The sequence below is a fragment of the Zwartia hollandica genome, assembly GCF_019923725.1.
Lineage (GTDB): Bacteria > Pseudomonadota > Gammaproteobacteria > Burkholderiales > Burkholderiaceae_B > Zwartia > Zwartia hollandica.
On record NZ_JAHXRI010000007.1, the window covers coordinates 467,831 to 487,884 of the forward strand.

Sequence of the window (20,054 nt, forward strand, 5' to 3'; positions counted from 1 at the left end):
AAACCAGACAGGTCAGTAGTTCAAGCGCTTCAACACAAATTAAAATGTAAAATCACAGGTTATTGTTGTTTCGCTAATTTTCAGAAATTTATACAGTTAACATTTGAAATTTTTTAGTCTATAACCTAATAACGAAAGATAAAAATGAGAAAATTATTTTTACATATTGGTGCAAATAAAACAGGATCGACTGCGCTACAGTTTTTTTTAAACTCAAATTATTTAAAGCTCTTAGAAGAGGGTTTTCTATACCCACGAGTAGGCTGTATTGGCGATAGCCACCTTGGTATTTCCGCGAAACTTGGATTTACCAGTGACCCAGAATTAAAAACATTGGCGGACATAAATCTTGCAGAGATACACACTCAATTTAACAAAGAGGTGAATTTGCACACACCACACACCGTCATTGTAAGTAGTGAATCGTTTGTTTTGCCTGGAGATCCAAAAGCAGTAAAACGTTTTTTTTGTGATTTTGATGTCAAAATAGTACTGTATTTACGACGCCATGATCATTGGTTGAGATCCTTGTATAACCAGGCAGTAAAGACAAGCTATAACCCAAGTTGGCCTCGCGGTATTAACGGCTACCTACAATATCTCTCCACGCCTAACATTGCAAAACAAGTAGCATACATAAACTACAGATGGTTAGTATCCCGATGGGCGAAGGAGTTTGGCGAGAGTAATGTATTTTGTATACCTTATGAACCGAAGTTTCGTGAGAAAAGCTTATTTGAAGACTTTCATGAAATTGCAAAGATACCGCAATCAATAGATTTTAGTGCCGCTCATAGATTAAATGAAAGTATTCCTGAAAGAACGCTTTTTGCGATAGATTATATAAACAGAACAAACTTATCAGTGGACAGAAAAAAAATGCTACGTTCGTATCTTTTAAGTCAATCAGAAGATAACAAGAATGAAAAGAAATTTGACTTTTCTAACGAGTTGAAAATAAAAATTCTTACCGAACACATTGATTCTTATAATTGGATTGCTACCAACTACGGTTTTTTTTGCGGTACCACATTTTTTTCTGAGCCTTGGCCCAAAGTTGATGTTTCTGATTGATTTTATCCAAATAATCAACATCTAAAAAGACGATTATATCCATGAAAAATTCAATTTCGATCCGAGCGATAACTGGGCGGAATGACTTTTTATTCCTTGACGGTGACAATAATAATGTGATTAAACAAACCGAAGGTAAGTTGCTGTTTGATCGCCGTCAACTTATAATGTGGATAAGTTTAATCAAGTCGAGGATTTTATTATTTAGAGAAATGGGTATCGACTATAGATTTATAGTTCCACCTAATAAAGAATCAATTTATTACGATTTATTGCCAGATAATATTAAATTTTCCAGTCTAAGGCCGATCACACAAATCTTATCAGAGGTTAAACATTATTCTAAATACATATATTACAATTCAAATCGAGACGATTTCCCACAAGTTGATCCATCACATGGTTTTTATCCTAAAGGAGAAACACATTGGAATGACGGGTTTGCGTATGAATATATAAAACGTGCATTGTTGGGCACCGTCTTTAATCCCCTCGCTCAAACACAGCTTATGCAATATAGTAAGCAGGAGCTTCGGTTTGATCTTGGATCTAAGATTTCCCAGAGTTACACTGAACCGATCTTAGGAATTCGGCCAAAAGAACCAAAGTCCCGCCTCGTAAAAAAAAATGAATTGCAAAATATGGGATCGATTGAAATCTGGGAGAACTCAAATCGAAGTTTACCGACAGCTGTAGTGTTCAGAGACTCTTTTTTTACTAATTTAACGAGTCTTTTTGCCGAGAGCTTTTCACGTGTCGTCTATCTATGGCACCCTTGGGTGGACTATGAAGTTATAGAGGACGAGAGGCCAGATTTAGTTCTAAACTGCACTGTTGAGCGATTTATGATGAGATTGCCATGTGATTTCACCAGTCAATCATATAGGGATATAGAAAAAAGCAAAACTTGACTGCCCCTAATCTGATAGAAATTTTGGGCCTATTGACCTTCTCCAACTAAAAAGGGGAGAATTACCCGATTACCTGTGCAGCTTCAAGTATGGCTTACAAACAACCGTCGATAATAACCGTCAGCATTAAATGTATCAGGTAAAAATAGCGGCCTAGGGCATTTAAAACCGAGACTTCTACGAGGCTTGGTATTTAATGCTCAAGCAACAGTATCTAGTTCAACTTAGTTAAACACGGATAGGCCGATTCCTTTGAGTGAATACTGTCTTAGTAATCCGTTAGTCATCTCGTTGATGACTCACTGCCAAGGGCTGTGTTGGTCTGCAACGCACACTCAGACCCGTACGTTCAGAGAACTTCTCATGCAAAGACACCCACGAACTTAGTCAAGGTCGCAAACAAACTTGTGTGTTCAAGGAGCGTGCCGACCGCGGAAGCGAGTCGACCAGCACCAAAGCGCAGGGATTTTGGAATACACCATACGCAACGCGCCAGCTCTCAACTCACGGAGCTGGGCCATCGATCCAAGCTTCCAGCCGCTGTCCGAATGGTAGGTCCTTGCTCAAGATTCAATTGAATCAAAGTTCGCTCTTTACAATTAAAGACTTATATATTTGTTTTTAATCGCAACACAGCACCTCAGCGATAGTGCTGCGCTTCCATTTTTTTGAGCTCGCCCATATCGCTTACTGCCAGTATTATAAACACTATAACTAGAGCTTCACATAATACGAAGTGCAAGAGTTCCCATGGAGAACTCTTGGCAAAGATACAACTCACATAATATTCTTCAAAAAATTAAATACCCGATTTTTGGTATGATCGGAAAATATCAATCTACACTAAGTACTAAACTTGATTTATTTAAGCAATGGTCAATAAACAATTGATAATTTCTTCATCAGTTGAATTTATTTCTATTAATCTACCGCTCGAATAATTTGTTAAAAATTCTGCTTGTCCACCTATATTAAATGCAAACACAGGCAGTCCAGTAGCAAAACATTCTCTAACCGTAAAGGAGAAGGTCTCAGGAATTATCGAAGGATGAAACCATCTGTCAATTTTGTATTTTTTTGCTAAGTCTGAAACCTCTTCGATCGCATATTTTCCATGCACTAATATATTCTCATTTGAAAACTTTGGGTCAAGCTCCCCTAAAACAATTATTTTTACTCTTCCATTTGAAATTTTAGCTATGTTTTGTAAAACACCAGCACCTTTATGATATCCAATATTTCCCAGAATACCGATGGTCGGCAGATCATTATTTTGGAACTCAATCTTTCGCGGCAAGATCACAACCTCGTGGGGCTTGATCGATATTTTTTCTTTTAAATCAGGCCAAACTTTTAATAAAATGCTACGACTTGAGTCTGAGAAAACAGTAATACAGTCTGCCTGATCAATCCTTTTTTTCCATTCAGCTCTCCAGCTAGTGACTGATGTTTCATATAGACCATCGAAAGAAGGGCTCAACCCTTCGTAACACTTTTCACAAGATTTTATGTTTGGAATGCTGCAAAACCTTCCATTGGTATCACAAAGTGTATATGATTTGCAAATGATATAGTAATCGTGAATCAACATCTCAAATTTTTCATTTTTATGAACTATAGATTTGAGTAGTCCGTCAATTATTGCAAAACGGTCATAGGCTCCCACAAGGCATGAATAAATAATTCTTTTATTGCGTAGAAGGCTAAAATAGTCATAAATCTCATCTATTAGAATACTTCCGATCGTTACGCCGTGATCACCATACAGTTCAAGATTGACATGAGAACTATCACTTGATTGCCTAACTACAACTGCAGATTGATTTGAATTTGTTAGGTTTTTAATTTGATTACTAAGCCAAATATCAGCCCCTCCACCTAAAGTGTGGGCAAGATATATATTAACGTTACTTTGCTCTTTAACCAATCTTGCGAAATATAATGAAACACGAATCCCGAAAAGTGAATCCGCTTTTAATGTTGCCTGCACGTCTAGATCATATTTAGGATATCTATTCAAAATAATTTTAGAATTTTCAAAAATCCTACTTTGTTTTTCGCTTCCGAACGACGCACCCCCGCGATGCTCAACAAATAATGCACCTGTCAGAACATTTTTTCCTTTCAACTTGATTATTTTTTGGCACCAGTCAACCTCTTCACCGTATCCTCTTCCAAATATAAGATCAAATTTAGGCACTTTATTTAACCAACGTCTTGCAAACGCCATGCAAAACCCGGTTCCAGTGGGTACAAGCATAGTATTTTCTATAGGGTCAAACTGAGCCGCAATTTCATCAATGTAATCTGCAGTACCTTTCTGCAGGCTTACCGGAACACACATCAATGGGATATTTGATAACTCGCCATTATTACTCATAGGTGTTACAGACGCGATATCTCTATCGTTATAAATAGGGGCCATTAACCTCTTTAACCAATTATTAGGTACAAATGCATCAGTGTTCAATACCACTATATCATTATTAGATAATTCCATTCCTTGGTTAACGGTTTTTATAAAGCCTAGATTATCGAAATTATTAATGTAGACTGAAGATTCATTATTTTTCGCATACTCGCTTAAATATTTACTGACTCTAAAATCTGTTGATCCATCATTGATTATAATTAATTTTGAATATTCAGGAGTATGCAAATCAAAACGCGTCAAACACTCTACCAAGTCTTCAAACGCATTGTAAACGGGAATTATTATATCGACTTTGTTTATTAAATTTATATTTACATCAATATTATTTTTAACTCTATGAAGATTTTTTTTTGCTCGCGCATGCAACACCAGTTGATTTATTGGTTTACCTAACCTACCTTCTGTTTTTCCGAATTTAATCCAGTGATAAAACGGATTGATACTAATTTTTTTTACATCTGAATTTGTATCTAAATACCAGGCGGTATCAAACTCTCCATTTGGATTCCTGCTCTCACACCAACCATGATTGCAGTAATGATCCAGGGGGTCAACGCCTGATTGTTTTACATCACTATTATTTTTAAGATAATAATCTACATCAAATTCATTTTTAACACTTTCTTTTAAATGATTATAAAAATAATCCAATGCTGAAATATGGCTTTCTGCATGACAAACATTTTTTATTTTACTTGATTTTAATTTTTTAATTGTTAATTTGATATTGATCAATATGCTTTTATTTAAATAAGTGGATAGATCTAAATATTCAACATAAAGCCTCAGGGCCTCTGTATAGTCACCGCTCCTGTATGCCATATTTGCATTATGTAAACATAACCTTCCACTTCGATTCGTCATATTGTGCTTCAAATATTTTCTTGAAAATTCACTCACACCATTACGCTTGGCTACCGCTGCAATTGGGTCCTGATCAGCTTCTAGTAATATGCGAACGTTTTTTTCGGCGGTAAAATGTGCTTTTTTCATCAATCCCACTTGCTCTCACGGGAGCCCTCTGCTGCAACCTCACTTGGACTGAAAATCGTAAGACTGGTCATAGTAGGAGTTTAGCCAAAACTCAGATAGAAAAGAACCCACCGAATGCCGGTAACTCTCCCCTAGAAGTAGCAGCCTAATTAACAATACCTCAAGTTTTTTGGGACAAGGTCAACTTCAACATCAACCAATATACAAAATTATGAATTTCCCAATTTCATTACTGAAGTGATTTATTGCATCTATGTTCATATTTGAGGCTAATTCTATTTGATGTCCGCGCGATTCCAGGTCACACCTGTTCGTACCACCTTGGCAGGCACGCCCGCTATAATACTATTTTCTTGTGAATATATATTTCTTACAAATGCTCTTTCACCTATTATATTATCGTGAGCGATTATTGAATTACCCATAATAGTCGATTGACTCCCCATCCAAACATGCTTTTGAATCGTAACAGCTCCTCCGAATGGATTAATGCGTTTTCGAGTTTGAATATCTATTATGCTATGACAATCATCACTCATTATCTTACACCCGTTTGATATTAATATATCGTCATTGAGAATAACCGATCCGGAGTTCCTTACATTTATAATGGTTTGACCAGCAGATGTAACGCCGTCGCCAACATACACCAATCCAGACCCAACCGCTATGGTCGCACTTGGAAGCGAAGATCTAGGCGAGATGTATAGAAAATTACCAGAATTCCAAAGCACAATATTATAGTTTGTCGCACCATTCAAATAAAGGATTGAGTCTCGCGCAGGAGGCACACCTGGATGCAGATTGATACTGGGGATATTTTTTTTACTTATGGCTTTAGGTAGGAAAACTTTATTATTATTTTCATTAAACCAATCCGGCAAATTATCGATTTCAGTAAGTATTTCATACCCATCTAATCGCTCAAGAAGTGTCGTTCCTGAAATGGTTCGTTTTATTGAATCGATTATATTTAGTTCATTCACTATTATATCTGATTGTTGAGTTCTACCGCATGCGATATTGAAACGATATTGTATGTTTTGTAACATTTCAAGCTGATCATCATTCATTTTTCTATTACCATTTGTTTGAATTTTTTTTATAATTCAGGTTGTGTTGATCGCAACTTCAACTAGCTCGCCCTCGATCAATTTGCGTTATGTATTTTTGAGGTAAAGCGTGATCATTACAAACCAACAGTCTCGAATGCGCGCCTTACCGCTCTCATTGTTAACAGATTTACCCTCGTATTACCGGGCCACGTTTCTCAGCTAGTTAATTGCCTGTCTTTCCCGACGCTTCCTTGGCGAAAGCTATTTCAATCCACTGTGAGAGTGTTTTTGATTGTAATGCGCCAACAAAACTTTCAACCTATCCATAACAATAGCCGACGCTGAGCTATCGGCCAATCGAACAGAAATCTGGTTTGGGGATGTAAAGAAAACTTAAGCGCTATCTCGTTTATAGATTAACGATATAAGGTCCGAGTATATTTGATAAAGCCGTTCGGATGAATAGAAATTATTTAAATCAGCCGCACATACAGGAAAATAATTAAATAGCTGAGTTTTATCTTTAAAGTAATTTTCCTTTACCCACTCGTTGGACTTATTATAAAAATCGTAGTATTTTTTTCTAATTGAATTTTCAATAATGGTGGGAGAAGGATCGATTTTACGAAAGTATTCAGATACTTGTTCTATTAATTTATGTCGCAAAGGGTTTATTTTTCCATCTATAAAATACGGAATATTTTTATTTATATAAGCAAGCGTTTTGATTCCCAAGTAAGGAAGTGATTCATTTTGTCTTGGTGGAATAGCATACTTGTCGTTTAAATTTATAGATGTGGCATAACAAAAATCATTTATCAATGCTCCTCCAACAAACTGATCGCTATCGAATAATCTCACGCAAACATCTTCGGAAAAAATTGATGACCACAGCTGAATTGTTCGCCTATGATCAAAGGCGTACGAAACCTCGCTAGGCTCAGGGAAAAGAGTCCATGCAAGCCCAGAGGACACAGCTGTAGACCAAAGAGAGCATGCTGCATCAGCCTGATTTCTAATATAGAGGACGACATAAATTTTATTAAAAAATGCCGATAGAAAAGTTCTTAGCCGTTCAACTTCTTCCTTTGTTTGAAGCCTTGCTTGCAAAAATTCGCTTGAAATTATCCACTTGGGATATGTCGTACTGATTGCATGGTTAGAAAACTCAGCGCGTACTTTCTCAATATATTCAACTTTCTCTTGAGTGCTTTCAGAGTCTTGGCACTCGGTAATAAATAAATCATCCTTACTGTAATGATTGAATGCAATTCCAGTAACTTTTCTATGAGCCTCCCCCAAAAAATCTGCCACATAAAAACCATCCTCTTGTAGTAATTCAGCATTAGTTGATAGAAAATTTTGGATTGATTTTGTTCCAGTTTTTTCAGTACCAATATGCAAATATAAAATTTTTGATTTCATCGTGTTAATTTCATTTAATTAAGTTGTGTCTAACACTAAAATTTAAGGCGACTTATTAGGCGAGATAAATTCCATCATATTGTTTAAATACTACCTGCGTCGCAATCAACAAGGCACAGAACTACATCTACACTGGATTTAAAAAAATTCATTTAATATATACAATTAGTCTGTTAAATAATGCTAACTTAAATTTGATTTTTAAAATATTAGTTATAGCCGATATTAAGTTGAAAAAATCTGATCTATTGAAAGGCTGCTTTTAGACTTACTGATAAATTTTCCTGATTAAATTTTTTTGACATTTCAATGTATGATTCAGAAGGCATATTTTGAATGAAATTAACTAGATTTGCAAAACTCGATGTGCTTTCATCTGAAACAATAGCTAAACCCGTGAGATCAAACTGATCAAGTAAGCGATATACAGAGGAATTTCGAGGCCCATGATATATCGGAATTAAACCGGCTTCAATATAGCTGACAAATTTACTAGGAAAACTGTATTTTACCGTATTAACAAGAGATGCATCTGTTGGATATGGAACATACCCAATATGGTAATTTTCTTCAAATCTTTTCTGCAATTCATTATGTGGCAAATAATCAAAAATTCCAATTTTTAATTTTTTATCTATATTAATAGGTTTAAGTATTGCTAGGAAAGTTTGTTGTGCCTTGCTATCGCCGTATAGATCAAATTGTATATTTAACTCACTGCTTTTTGTATACTCATTTATTTCATATAAAAATTTATGTAATGAATCCTTGGCATACACTTGTCCTGCTAGGGCTATTTTTACTCTCGCTTTTATATCTATTTTTTTTGCTAGCCTTTGATTAAATTTTCTACGAAATGTTGAATACGCAGTGAATAATTTACTCTTATTCGTAAAAATACTAAGAATTTCGATTCCACTGTCTGATGCGCAAAGTACCGCATGTGCATTTTTGATTAAATCCATGAATGAATCATTAATTATTTTGGTAGTTTGTTTTGAAATATTGAGTAAAGATACCCGCATTTCTGGCAAATCCATAACTATTGGTACTAATGTCAAACCTTTAGATATTAATGAGTTAGCGAGAAATATTGAATATGGCTCATGTGCAAAAATCACCACTTTCTCGTAACCTTTTTCTAATATCCATTTTTGAATAATTTTCGAATCAACAGAAGAAATAAATTTTATTTGATTGATTATTATAGACCTCTCTAAATCGGTCGGGTAGTTATACTCATGATCGTAGTATGTGCTCGTTGTAAAATTATAATATATATAATTTTCTTGAATGCATTGTAAAGGGCGTCCCTTGGGTACAGAGACTTTTTCACCATCTATAAATGCGTTTGTGTGCCGATAAATGTTACTTACTTTAAGAAATGTACAATCAGCAAAAAGTTTTGCATTCGTATAAATGTCGAAAAAATGCAAACATCCGCTCGATTGAGCATTTAAATCAAATTCGGAAATGAATAATATTTTTTTCATTGCTTAGTTATAAGATCAGATCGTCAACTAATCGTTTAAGTCTGAGATTCTCCTCTCGCGACTGCCCTAGCCGTCGAACTTCGGTAGCGCCAGGCTTTCCATACTTCTTTTCTAATTGTAGAAGGTCACCTGTCAGATACCCATGCTGCGGCAAATATCTTCAACCGCGGTCCCGTACCCCGCCTGGCGAAGAGCGTAGGCAACTTGCGCTTCGGTAAATTTCGATCATTTCATCGCTTTCACTTTTCAACGCTTTGACTATTGGCTAAATTGATAACAAACGACATTTCTATAGCTTTGACTACCCCAAGTTTTAGGGGCAAGTTCACTGAAATTCGCAATAAGTACCGTGTTATCTATCGGTTGTCGTTCCAGTGAAATTTCAATTTTCTGAAGTCTCACTATGATCAAAAGTTTAATGGTCAAAAAAGTTCAAAAGATTACTGACTTCAATTTACGAGCATAGTTAAATAGCTCCAACAAAAAATTAGGCTCTTTTACACAAAGATCCTCAAGAAGGTGCTCAACATCATCTGCACAGTTTAGAGCTTCAACAAGCTTAGTAAGCTGATCTCCCCCGCCATACCAATGACACCCTAGAACATGACAGTTATTAATAAAATTTTTCGTGGAGATCCTGTCAGATAGAAGCTCAGTCAAGTGAAGCGAATAGAGTGCATGATTCGGCAAGTTGAGAATTTTTATCTGGGGATGCTGGTCATATATTTTGTGGAATTCAGGGTAAGTCGCGTTATACAACATGGATCCATACGCTTGATAATCAGAGCTTTGATCAACCATCAATATTTTTTGTAAAATTTCATTGAAAAAATTATTATTTTTTGATGCGGCAAGGAAACCGATACGATGCGATTGGTACGGACAGATTGAACCAAAGCTTGTTTGTGCGATTATTGTGTTTACATTATTATTTTCTGGCAATGAAAGAAAAGAATTATCTAGTGAGCTCGTGAATATTATATCGCTATCCATCCAATAACCACCAACGGTTGAAAGTAACCACACACGAAGAATATCTGAAACATGTACGGCAGTGTGCATCTTGAACGGAATGATAGACATAAACTCATCTGGAACTTTTTTTATAGTTACATTATGTAGGGCTTCAATTTCACTAAAGAAATCCTTTGTTATATGTACAACACTTTGTTCGTGCGTATTGAATGCGCGTCCGGTGAGTAAGTCATTAGCTGTATAAATATTTAAATGTATATTAGGGTTGTGTATGGCAAAAGATGCAATACTTAAATACCTTAAATAAGGTAATCCATAAGGACCATACCAAAAGCAGTGGGCAACTAATGGTATCTCAATCGGTAGCATTTAACGTCATCTCGGAGTCTAGAAAGGGATTGCGAGCAATAAACTGATAACCTAAATCGTTTAATTTTATAACTGAACTATGGCTAGTTTTAAGTGCATCTTGAACGGAATCTGATTGATCAAATTTTCGCAAGTCCTCTAAGAAATAATTTAAATTGTTATTAATCAAAAGCGAGTCACTGTCTACGATGATCAAATATCGGTATCTTTTTATTGCAAAATTAACGGTATCGTCAATTGACTGCTCGAATTTGATGCTGTATGTAAATGGAAAGCCACATATTTTTTCTATTCCCTCCGTGCTGTAGCTATACCCATCTAGAAACCAACCTAATTCAGGGTCGGGGATCTCGTTGATAAATTTCGCTGTTTTCTCAATTCCCTCTTTGAGCACAACAGCAACTTGATGGCAGATCATTGCTGCATCAGTACTATTCAGTTTTTGATCATTTGAATTGATGATCAAACAATATTTAAGCAAGTTGAGCTCATGCTCGCAAAGTCGTGTTAGATTATAGTTTTCATGAGAAGAAAAAGGAGTATACAGACCAGTATTACTAGGAGGAAAATAAAATACTTCACGCTGCTCGGCAATTGATAAATTAGTAAGTTGTTTTGCGCTAGTAATAATTGAGAATATATAGTCCTGCAAAGTGTTTTTTTCGAACTCGTGAATTTCTGATAAGGTTTTTGACTCCATCTGTGGATGGACGGTGGAGGTCATACCGGCAAACGAATCGACAAAAAAACGAGGTTTCCGGCCTATTAATCTTGTCCAAAATACATAATCTTGTGTAGTTCTAAACTCCTGAGGAAAACCACCGACATCATGCCAGAGTTTCTTACTAAAAAGAGCTGTGCACCCGGATATTAACCCTTTGCTCAAGCAGTACTCTGCTAGAAATTTACTATTGAACTCTGCAAGCCAATTTATATCGTGTATTTCTCTTGTCTGCGTTTCAAGATTAAATAGCTCAAAACTACTTATGAGAAATAATTTATCTAGCTCTTCATCAGTACAATGTTTTTTTTGCAAAAAATTATACTGCCTTAATAATTTAATTTCGGAGTAGATATCGTCATCTGACAACCAAGAAATTAATTTAGTAGTTGAAGAACTTATTGCAAAGTTGAGATTCGCACCAACTCCGCCAATATCGTTAATTAAGACACGATAAGGAATGGATTTATTTTGTGGCGGTAAACTAAGCTTTACATCTTTATATTTTGCGTCAAGTACAATAATTATCTCTTTTACAATGCTGCCTCTCTGTGCTTGCGCTGACTCTACTGCGTTATAGAGGATGTCCCTACCAATAGTTGGTATAACGATTGTAATTTCTTTAGTTTTTAGTTCATTCATAAGATTACCTCAATTGCTACTGCTAACAGTTAGTCTTACGTCTAATATTTTCTAGAGAGGAGTCTTTAGTCTTATTGACGGATCGGCAAGGGTATTGGTTGTAAGCCCTGAAAATCATGCTTCACCCAAGCGCTTGTCGCGATACAAAATTCAGCCCCGTCAACCAGGCCGTTAGTCGCTGCCAAATTCTTCCATAATGAAGCGCCCACTTCTCAAGTGGCAAAGGGGATTTTATCTTGTACAGTACAGCGTGCAGTGCATCATCCATAGCGCTTTTCATGGAATTCCGATGCATTCGGTAATTATTTTTAATGTGTAAGGTCGACGGCACAAGAGTGGTTCTATAATGCGGATGCGAATCCAGATGCCAATCAACGATGACCCACGTGTATAAAGTTCTGTCTAGGTCTCCTTAAAATCAGGGCTGGGATAATAAACAATCGAGCGTCTAAGTAACTAAATCTGAACTATCGTGGCTAAAATATTTACACATTCGTTACTTTGGTTAAAGTACGTCGATATATAAAAATGGACCCGAACCAATTAACACTTTGAAGAGCTTAATTCGAATGCAATAAAAAAGCTCGGTCACTTAAGTCAAGCTGTCGAAGCTAAAAACGCAACCTGCGCTCGAAAAGTGGTGGATTTTGCCGATAATTTTTTTATAGTTATTAGACAGCATTTTCACACGACACAGTTGGAAGTTTGTTAGGAACAAACCGTAATGAAATCAACTAAAACAACAGCGATGTCATGCCCCCCCCCCCTGAACTGAGGTGAATTTCTTGGGATTTACGCAAAAAGGCTTCGTGAGAATCTTATCGATTCATATTCCCCGATTTATCTTACAAGCCCCCACCACAAACTGATGGGCAGAGAGATCAACTCGCGTGCTGTACTTAATGCAAGGCAGATCAAGCTTACTCATCTATCGTAGCTCCCAAGCGGGCGATCTCCGTTCGGACATATTTTTGCGCCATAGCTTTGACGGCTACTGGCGCTAGGCTGCGCTTACCGGCGACAAACTCTGATGCCATACGTTTAATTAGTGAGTCTTCGTCGCATGCACCAGCAAGAAGTTCAGCACAGCTTTTCTCCAGCGCCTGAGATATCTGTTTGTGCCATAGTTGAAAAAGGCGCAAACTATTTTTTTTATCTCGGTCCTCTTGAAGCCCACGCGTCTGGCTCACGTGATGCCACACTCGACTTGTGGGCACGATCCAGCAAGCTCCACCCGCTTGGGTCACTTTCATGCATAGGTCGACGTCTTCGCCACCATTTATGTACACCTCATCGAAGCCGCCCAATGTCTCGAAAGTCTGGCGTTTAATTAAACAACAAGCTCCCGTGACAGCAAAAACTTTCTCTGGCTCAGTTGAGATGGATTCGCGTCGGTGCTCTATAACCGGGCGGTCTGACTCAGTATCAAAGCGCACGTCAAAACCAGCGTGATCTAGTTTATTGGTACATGGCTGAAATTGAAGGTTACCAACAATAATGGGCCTTGATGGGTACCGTTCAAACATGGAGAGCATCGGCTCTAACCACTCTTGTTCGAGCACAAGATCGTTGTTGAGTAACGCCAAGATTGCGCCCTGGGCTTGCTCAGCCGCCAGGTTGTTACTTTTGGCATAGCCGAAGTTATGAGCATTCCTCAAGACTAACAACGATTTTATCTGTGGGGATGCGAGGTCTGCTTTACTAACCGTAGCGAGCCAGGAGGCAGTATCATCTGTAGAGGCATCATCCACGATGATGACCTCTACAGAAAGGTTCTGGGGTAGCGTTTTAACCAGAGACGCGAGCATATTTTGCGTCAGCGTCAGTTTGTTAAACACCGGAATGATGATGCTTATATCCACAGATTGAATGATTGGTGACATTCAACTAATTGTATTCAATTGCTGGCATCAAGGCCAAGGCACTGGCGCTGTTGGCGCACTCGGGCACGAGATAATAATTTAAGGTCTGTGCCCGGCATCTCGGTCTGAACTGTTTTTTCAAAAAACAATTTAACGCGATCGGTTTGGCCTGCTGCCAGCGATGCCAGCCCCGGGCTATTTTGCACCCCCGAAATCAGCACTTGACTAATTAATTTACGCGAACAACCCCAATCTTGAGCTAGGCGGATAAATTGCTGAAGTTTTTCTTGGTTGCCGAGCTGACCGTGCCCGGGGGTCACCAACATAGCAAGCCTTTTGCGCTCGGGGTGGTGCTGAAGAGCCTCTCTAGCAATAGAAATCTCGAACACTGCGCTAACGCATTCTTTGCCAGAGCTTGCAGCCATATTGTCCATTGCTTGCTGACGCCATTGCGAGATTTGGTTCTCGTATACTTCAAACTGTACCGCCAACTCCGTCAGGTCCTGTCCCCGCGCAGCGCTGCTAACACTACCCTAGCCTAGCGGTCGGCCGTATGATTCCTTCCGATTCGTCTCATCAATACCACCTTAGACACTCTGCGCCAAAACGACCAGTGACTTTTCATAAGTTATTGGGCGGTCCAGTTTGGCCAGACCAGATCTGTGCGTAGAGGAGCGAAGTTTTCTTGCAATGCGCGCAGTCAGCATCAATTTTTGTGCCAAACCTTGCGGTTAACAAAATCGGTATAACTCTGAATAATGCGTAGTACCTTTTCAGATACATTGTTGGGTGCGTAGTCGGTTACCAAGCGTAAACTACGCTGTGAACCCCGAGTCTGGGTTTCCAAAATACCTAAGCCCTGCATAACGCGGTCTATACTCATACCTACAAAAATCACAACGCCCTCTTCAAACCCCTCAGGCCGCTCATGTACTTCACGCAGATTTAGCGCTGGAAAGTTCAAAATAGACGATTCCTCGGTAATCGTGCCGCTATCAGACAAAACTGCATGAGCTTTCGTTTGCAGCTTTACGTAGTCTAGAAAGCCAAAGGGCTTAAAGAATTTAACCAGAGGATGCGCCGTCAAACCCATCGCATCCATACGCTTTTTTGTGCGTGGGTGTGTTGAAAAAATCACAGGTTCCCTGTAACGCTCGGCCACAGCATTCAATATCGCGAAAAGCTTTTGCAAATTTTCAGGAGAGTCGACATTTTCTTCTCGATGCGAGCTCACAACAAAGTACTGCTGTGCCTTTAGCCCAAGCTGCGTCAAGACGTCTGAAGCCTCAATACCCGACATGTAATAGTCAATAACCTCGCTCATAGGGCTACCGGTCTTGATCACCTGGTCTGGCGGCAAACCCTCACGCAACAGGTATTCACGGGCGATATCGCTATATGGCAGATGGATGTCTGCTATGTGGTCAACAATGCGACGGTTGATTTCCTCGGGTACCCTGAAATCAAAGCAACGGTTGCCTGCCTCCATATGAAATATCGGAATCTTGCGGCGCTTGGCGGCAATGGCCGCCAATACGCTGTTGGTGTCTCCCAACAGAAGCAAAGCCTCTGGATGGTAGCGCTCCATCGCCTTATCCGCTGACATGATGACTTGCCCAATGGTCTCGGCTGCGGTTGCTCCTGCGGCTTCCAGAAATGAATCAGGCTTGCGAATTTTTAGGTCATTGAAGAAAACTTCATTCAACTCATAGTCGTAGTTTTGCCCAGTGTGCACCAGAACATGATCGCAGTGCTGATCCAACTTGGGAATCAAACGTGACAGGCGAATGATCTCTGGCCGAGTGCCAACAATGGTCATGACCTTGAGATTATTCATTCAAAGCCGCCCGGATGATGTCCAGTTTCATCAAGACCTGTTTAACACCGTCCAAATCTAGGCGGTGCGTGTTGTGGGAGTTGTAATCATCAAAAGTGGGGATCGCCACTTCCCCCTCCACAAAGTACTGAGCGTATTTGAGATCACGTGACTCTGCTGGAATACGGTAGTAATTACCCAAGTCATCGGCCCGAGCCCTTTCCTCACGAGACAACAGCGACTCATAAAGCTTTTCACCGTGTCGGGTACCAATCACCTGCACTTCGCTTTTACTTTTTAACAACCCCTTCATCGCTAGCGCGAGGTCACCAATTGTCGACGCGGGCGCCTTTTGCACAAAGATGTCGCCAGGTTGAGCATGCTCAAAAGCGAACAGAACCAAGTCAACCGATTCTTCCAATGACATCAAAAATCGAGTCATATTTGGGTCGGTAATGGTTAAGGGCTTACCCGACTGCAGTTGATCCAGAAAAAGTGGGATCACCGACCCACGAGACCCCATCACATTCCCATAGCGCGTGGCGCTTAAAACAGTTCTACTAGGGTCGCATAGACGAGACTTAGCGACCATTACCTTTTCCATCATTGCTTTGGAGATACCCATTGCATTGATCGGGTAGACAGCTTTATCAGTGCTTAGCACTACACAACTTTTTACACCGTTGGCGATAGCTGCACGCATTACGTTTTCAGCGCCCTGCACATTGGTCCGCAATGCCTCCATGGGGTAGAACTCGCACGAAGGAACTTGCTTGAGCGCAGCCGCATGAAACACGTAATCCACACCCTGCAGGGCATCATCAATACTCTCGTAAATACGTACATCACCAATATAAAATTTGACCTTGTCATTGTTTAAGGCGATACGCATATCTTCCTGCTTTTTTTCATCCCGACTGAAAATGCGTACTTCGCGTACTCCACCTGAAAGAACACGTTTAAGAACGGCATTACCGAACGAACCTGTTCCTCCGGTAATCATTAATATCTTATCTTTGAGCATAGCTATCTCTTTTTATTAACCGAAAGCATGCATTCTTTTGATCATTTCCAACCAGCTGGAAGCAGCATAGCCTGTCTCACTTCGGAAACGCTCCGCATTGAGTGATCTATTAATTACCACTCGCTCGTCAGGGATAACATCAATAGATTTTTTGTATACGGAAGCAATTAATTTAATCAGTTCGTATTTAGAAATAGGTTCAGACGCCACGTGATAAAGTCCCGACAATTCTTTATTGGGAATCACAAAATCACGAATAATTTGTGCCAAAACAACAGTGGGGAGACCTGAAAAAATCGCCCTCGTGTAACCGTTGCATTGTCCTTCCTGCGACAAGAACCATCCGACCAATCCATTTGCACTCTGCAGTTCGTGGCCGATAATTGATGTGCGTAGGGTCACAGCATGCGAGTAAGTAACTTCGCCCAACAGTTTAGAGAGTCCATATAAATCTTGGGCATCAGGTCGATCAGATTCTCGATAATTGCCAACAGCGCCTGAAAATACGCAATCCGTACTAATATGAATCAGACGCGAATTGATGAGTTTGCATATGCGCGCAAGACGGTGCGGCAGTAACGCGTTCATAGGTATCGCTTGTAGTGGGTCTTCTGCATCAGCCAGTTGCTTAATTAAGCCCACACAATTAACGACGACATCTGGACGAATGTGACTGAGAACGTCAATAAGCGAATCTTGCTGGTTAAGATCAATTCCGAAAATAAGACGATTACTAAGTGCTGGATTAAATAACTTCTTGACGCTCTCCGAGCGGGCAGTACCGAATATCTCCCACTGAGAATTTTCGTTCAGCAATCTAAAAATCGCATTCCCAAGCATCCCATTTGCACCAATAACCAATACCCTCATTTTAAAAATCTCCGTACAGACCACGGGCACATCAATAGCACCTTCATATATTTTTTGAAAAAAACATTTTCATTCATTTATGTGTACTTTAAAAAACTGGGCATTACCTCTCTTGATTTACATCGAGAGCCTGTCATAAGTCGTACACCATTCCATCATTTGCGATTAAAGTGCAGCGGTATGCACATACCAACAATGCTCCAAATGAAAGCCCTCGAAGAAACGAATCGATGACACAAGCCTATATAGATCTAAGAACGGTTGACGGTAAAAATCGTTCCTGCGGCTATTGCAAAAAGTGGCGAAGTGCTCGATCGTTTTAAACGGATGAACATTCAAACACTACTCTCTCATTCTGTCGTTAAGTGCTTCACAAATTCCATTGTCTGTAGGATCTCTGAATTGAATCGTTACTCGTTTTATAGATCCTTTTCGAGAGCGTACATCAAATCAAACCGTCATGGTTCACGCCGACCAAGGCAGTCAACTCTCAGATTATGAGTGGCAAGGATTCTCGGAACAGCAAAACATAGTTGCAAGCATGGGCTGGTGTGGAAACTGTCATGACAATGCGCTAGTGGAAGGCTTTTCAGTTTCCCAAGCTTGGGCAAATCAAACGTCAGACATAGGCGAGTCGAGATCAAGCCCGTCAAAACATCTTCGACTAAATAGAAATTTTTCAACTCTATTCACTATCACAGTCACAACGACGGTTTGTCACCGATAAAATACGATCAGTAGTTTATTCAGAGGCTAGCGAATGTCTGGTAAATTGGTAGCGATTCAGAATGCTTGGTGATATTCTGTTAATGGTATTCAGTTGCTGACATGAAGTCCAAGAAGCTGACGCTGTTGGCGTACTCGGGCACCGGACAGCAATTTAAGGTCTGCTCCCGGCATCCCCGTCCGAACTGACTGTTCGAAAAACAATTTAGCCCGATCGGTTTGCCCTGCTGCGAGAGATGCCAGCCCGAGGCTATTTTGCACTCCTGAAATCAGCACTTGGCTAATTAATTTACGCGAACAACCCCAGTCTTGAGCTAAGCGGATAAATTGCTGAAGTTTTTCTTGATTACCTCGCTGACCGTGCCCAGCGGCCACTAATACAGCAAGCCTTGCGCGCTCGGGGTGGTGCTGAAGAGATTCTCTGGAAATCGACGCCAAGCTTTCCCAGTCACCGAACTGCCATTGGGTACGGGCACGCTCTAGTAAGCTTTCGTCGAAGGCAACCCAAGATACTCCCTCGGGAGTGATTGCCTCCGTATCTATCGTAGCCTCTCTATTGACAACCGAAGCTTCGCGAGATGGGTCTACCGAGGAGTGCATCCCTTTTTCTGCGAGCGAAGATTGCAAGTCCTCAGAGGGCTGAGCTTTACGGAACAAACGTAGTAACCAATTAAACATAGCGCTTAATCTAGTTTTTGGACGAGTAAAGTGTTTGAAACCATCGATGCAGACGCGCCAATGGAGTCGTCTTCGTAAAGTTCACAAACTCGACACCCGGCGTTTGCGACCAAATTTAGAAGTTCAGCCTGGGGGAAGAAGTGCATCTCCATATCGGTTTGATTATCTTCTTGTAGATACGACTCGAGCAAAAACTTATACCCCGCTTTAAAAACAGGGATCTGAAAAAAACCGATTCCGCCTGGTCTTAAAGCAGTAAGTAAGTTTTTAAGCAAGACGTCCATCACAGGCGGAGGGTTATGCTGGAGAACAATCTTTGAGTAAAAAAGATCAATCGGACCATACCCTTCAGTCTGCTCAAGAGATGTCAAATGCTGGTATGTCACGTTACTGACACCCCGCATAGATAGCTCTTGTTCCGCAAGACGCAAGTGTGGTTCCGAGATATCAACCGCAATCACCTCTTGATAGCGTTTCGCCAACGCAGCAGTAACGCGCCCAACGCCGCAACCCAGTTCGATACAACGCCCTAACGGACGATGTTCAAGAAAATGGCGCTCAAGCGTGCTGTCTAGCAATTGAATTTCTTGCTCGCCAGTGGCGTAAAAGACTTCCCTGCTTTGTTGGAAATGACTTTGCAAGTAGCTTTCTTGCGTGATGACAGACCAATACGGCTCGGTCTCTCCAAGATGATGCCACTGAGCAGCTGTCTTAACATAGAGCATTGCCAACTGTTCGTCCGTTGCTTTGAGCTCTACCTTCATGACGGGGCCGTAAAAGCCTCTGCGAGAACGTTTCGGGGCGTGAATGTGCTCAAACTTTTGCCGAAACTCATTCGAACTCAAAAACATATCGCGTAAGGCATTCAGGTCAGAGAGCTCTGTTGCGTATCGATTCACTGACTCCTGACTTTCAGGCTCACGACCGAGAATGAGTCGATAGGCGTTAACAACATCTTGAGGATCAATCATTCTTAGCGTTTATAT

Annotated in this window: 15 protein-coding genes; 2 read left to right on the forward strand and 13 right to left on the reverse strand. The window is 40.0% G+C overall.

All coding sequences use genetic code 11. The annotated features are described in order from the left end of the window. Positions 1-144 precede the first annotated feature (144 nt). Complete coding sequence (locus tag KZZ10_RS10295; RefSeq protein ID WP_259661427.1) at positions 145-1,074, forward strand: hypothetical protein; 930 nt, start codon at positions 145-147, stop codon at positions 1,072-1,074. Positions 1,075-1,115: 41 nt separating this feature from the next. Then, positions 1,116-1,985, forward strand: a complete 870-nt coding sequence (locus KZZ10_RS10300) for an alginate O-acetyltransferase AlgX-related protein (RefSeq protein ID WP_259661428.1) — start codon at positions 1,116-1,118, stop codon at positions 1,983-1,985. An 865-nt stretch (positions 1,986-2,850) separates the two neighbouring features. Here the strand turns inward: KZZ10_RS10300 and KZZ10_RS10305 are convergent. The 13 genes from KZZ10_RS10305 to KZZ10_RS10365 form a co-directional block, all read right to left on the reverse strand. Beyond that, a complete protein-coding gene (locus KZZ10_RS10305; RefSeq protein ID WP_259661429.1) occupies positions 2,851-5,412 on the reverse strand; it encodes a glycosyltransferase in 2,562 nt (853 codons plus the stop codon). A gap of 275 nt (positions 5,413-5,687) precedes the next feature. Next, the gene (locus tag KZZ10_RS10310; RefSeq protein ID WP_259661430.1) at positions 5,688-6,485 is read right to left on the reverse strand and encodes an acyltransferase; all 798 of its coding nucleotides are present in this window, start codon (positions 6,483-6,485) and stop codon (positions 5,688-5,690) included. Positions 6,486-6,860: 375 nt separating this feature from the next. Then, positions 6,861-7,892, reverse strand: a complete 1,032-nt coding sequence (locus tag KZZ10_RS10315) for a hypothetical protein (protein ID WP_259661431.1) — start codon at positions 7,890-7,892, stop codon at positions 6,861-6,863. Positions 7,893-8,137: 245 nt separating this feature from the next. Next, a complete protein-coding gene (locus KZZ10_RS10320) occupies positions 8,138-9,385 on the reverse strand; it encodes a glycosyltransferase family protein (RefSeq protein WP_259661432.1) in 1,248 nt (415 codons plus the stop codon). Positions 9,386-9,817: 432 nt separating this feature from the next. Further along, positions 9,818-10,729 (reverse strand): capsular polysaccharide synthesis protein, encoded by a 912-nt coding sequence (locus tag KZZ10_RS10325; RefSeq protein ID WP_259661433.1) that lies wholly within the window; start codon positions 10,727-10,729, stop codon positions 9,818-9,820. Continuing rightward, the gene (locus tag KZZ10_RS10330) at positions 10,716-12,092 is read right to left on the reverse strand and encodes a glycosyltransferase (protein ID WP_259661434.1); all 1,377 of its coding nucleotides are present in this window, start codon (positions 12,090-12,092) and stop codon (positions 10,716-10,718) included. The genes KZZ10_RS10325 and KZZ10_RS10330 overlap by 14 nt, the downstream gene beginning before the upstream one ends. Before the next feature lie 920 nt (positions 12,093-13,012). Then, positions 13,013-13,975 carry a glycosyltransferase family 2 protein gene (locus KZZ10_RS10335; protein WP_259661435.1) on the reverse strand — a complete coding sequence of 321 codons (963 nt, stop codon included), beginning with the start codon at positions 13,973-13,975 and terminating at the stop codon, positions 13,013-13,015. Positions 13,976-13,989: 14 nt separating this feature from the next. Then, positions 13,990-14,379: a hypothetical protein gene (locus KZZ10_RS10340; RefSeq protein WP_259661436.1), complete on the reverse strand. Its 390-nt coding sequence runs from the start codon at positions 14,377-14,379 to the stop codon at positions 13,990-13,992. Positions 14,380-14,660: 281 nt separating this feature from the next. Continuing rightward, complete coding sequence (wecB, locus tag KZZ10_RS10345; RefSeq protein WP_259661437.1) at positions 14,661-15,791, reverse strand: non-hydrolyzing UDP-N-acetylglucosamine 2-epimerase; 1,131 nt, start codon at positions 15,789-15,791, stop codon at positions 14,661-14,663. Further along, on the reverse strand, positions 15,784-16,794 hold the full coding sequence (locus KZZ10_RS10350; protein ID WP_259661438.1) for a polysaccharide biosynthesis protein: 1,011 nt from the start codon (positions 16,792-16,794) through the stop codon (positions 15,784-15,786). Before KZZ10_RS10350 ends, wecB begins: the two co-directional genes overlap by 8 nt. Before the next feature lie 15 nt (positions 16,795-16,809). Beyond that, positions 16,810-17,664, reverse strand: coding sequence for a dTDP-4-dehydrorhamnose reductase family protein (locus KZZ10_RS10355; RefSeq protein WP_259661439.1), 855 nt, complete (start codon positions 17,662-17,664; stop codon positions 16,810-16,812). 816 nt (positions 17,665-18,480) lie between these two features. Continuing rightward, complete coding sequence (locus tag KZZ10_RS10360; protein WP_259661440.1) at positions 18,481-19,068, reverse strand: hypothetical protein; 588 nt, start codon at positions 19,066-19,068, stop codon at positions 18,481-18,483. 5 nt (positions 19,069-19,073) lie between these two features. Continuing rightward, positions 19,074-20,039: a class I SAM-dependent methyltransferase gene (locus tag KZZ10_RS10365; protein ID WP_259661441.1), complete on the reverse strand. Its 966-nt coding sequence runs from the start codon at positions 20,037-20,039 to the stop codon at positions 19,074-19,076. Positions 20,040-20,054: the final 15 nt, after the last annotated feature.

Excerpts from the sequence above, each read along its gene's own strand:
- KZZ10_RS10295 (WP_259661427.1), top strand. The coding sequence starts at position 145 with ATGAGAAAATTATTTTTACATATTGGTGCAAATAAAACAGGATCGACT.
- KZZ10_RS10300 (WP_259661428.1), top strand. The coding sequence starts at position 1,116 with ATGAAAAATTCAATTTCGATCCGAGCGATAACTGGGCGGAATGACTTT.
- KZZ10_RS10305 (WP_259661429.1), bottom strand. The coding sequence starts at position 5,412 with ATGAAAAAAGCACATTTTACCGCCGAAAAAAACGTTCGCATATTACTA.
- KZZ10_RS10310 (WP_259661430.1), bottom strand. The coding sequence starts at position 6,485 with ATGAATGATGATCAGCTTGAAATGTTACAAAACATACAATATCGTTTC.
- KZZ10_RS10315 (WP_259661431.1), bottom strand. The coding sequence starts at position 7,892 with ATGAAATCAAAAATTTTATATTTGCATATTGGTACTGAAAAAACTGGA.
- KZZ10_RS10320 (WP_259661432.1), bottom strand. The coding sequence starts at position 9,385 with ATGAAAAAAATATTATTCATTTCCGAATTTGATTTAAATGCTCAATCG.
- KZZ10_RS10325 (WP_259661433.1), bottom strand. The coding sequence starts at position 10,729 with ATGCTACCGATTGAGATACCATTAGTTGCCCACTGCTTTTGGTATGGT.
- KZZ10_RS10330 (WP_259661434.1), bottom strand. The coding sequence starts at position 12,092 with ATGAATGAACTAAAAACTAAAGAAATTACAATCGTTATACCAACTATT.
- KZZ10_RS10335 (WP_259661435.1), bottom strand. The coding sequence starts at position 13,975 with ATGTCACCAATCATTCAATCTGTGGATATAAGCATCATCATTCCGGTG.
- KZZ10_RS10340 (WP_259661436.1), bottom strand. The coding sequence starts at position 14,379 with ATGGCTGCAAGCTCTGGCAAAGAATGCGTTAGCGCAGTGTTCGAGATT.
- wecB (WP_259661437.1), bottom strand. The coding sequence starts at position 15,791 with ATGAATAATCTCAAGGTCATGACCATTGTTGGCACTCGGCCAGAGATC.
- KZZ10_RS10350 (WP_259661438.1), bottom strand. The coding sequence starts at position 16,794 with ATGCTCAAAGATAAGATATTAATGATTACCGGAGGAACAGGTTCGTTC.
- KZZ10_RS10355 (WP_259661439.1), bottom strand. The coding sequence starts at position 17,664 with ATGAGGGTATTGGTTATTGGTGCAAATGGGATGCTTGGGAATGCGATT.
- KZZ10_RS10360 (WP_259661440.1), bottom strand. The coding sequence starts at position 19,068 with ATGTTTAATTGGTTACTACGTTTGTTCCGTAAAGCTCAGCCCTCTGAG.
- KZZ10_RS10365 (WP_259661441.1), bottom strand. The coding sequence starts at position 20,039 with ATGATTGATCCTCAAGATGTTGTTAACGCCTATCGACTCATTCTCGGT.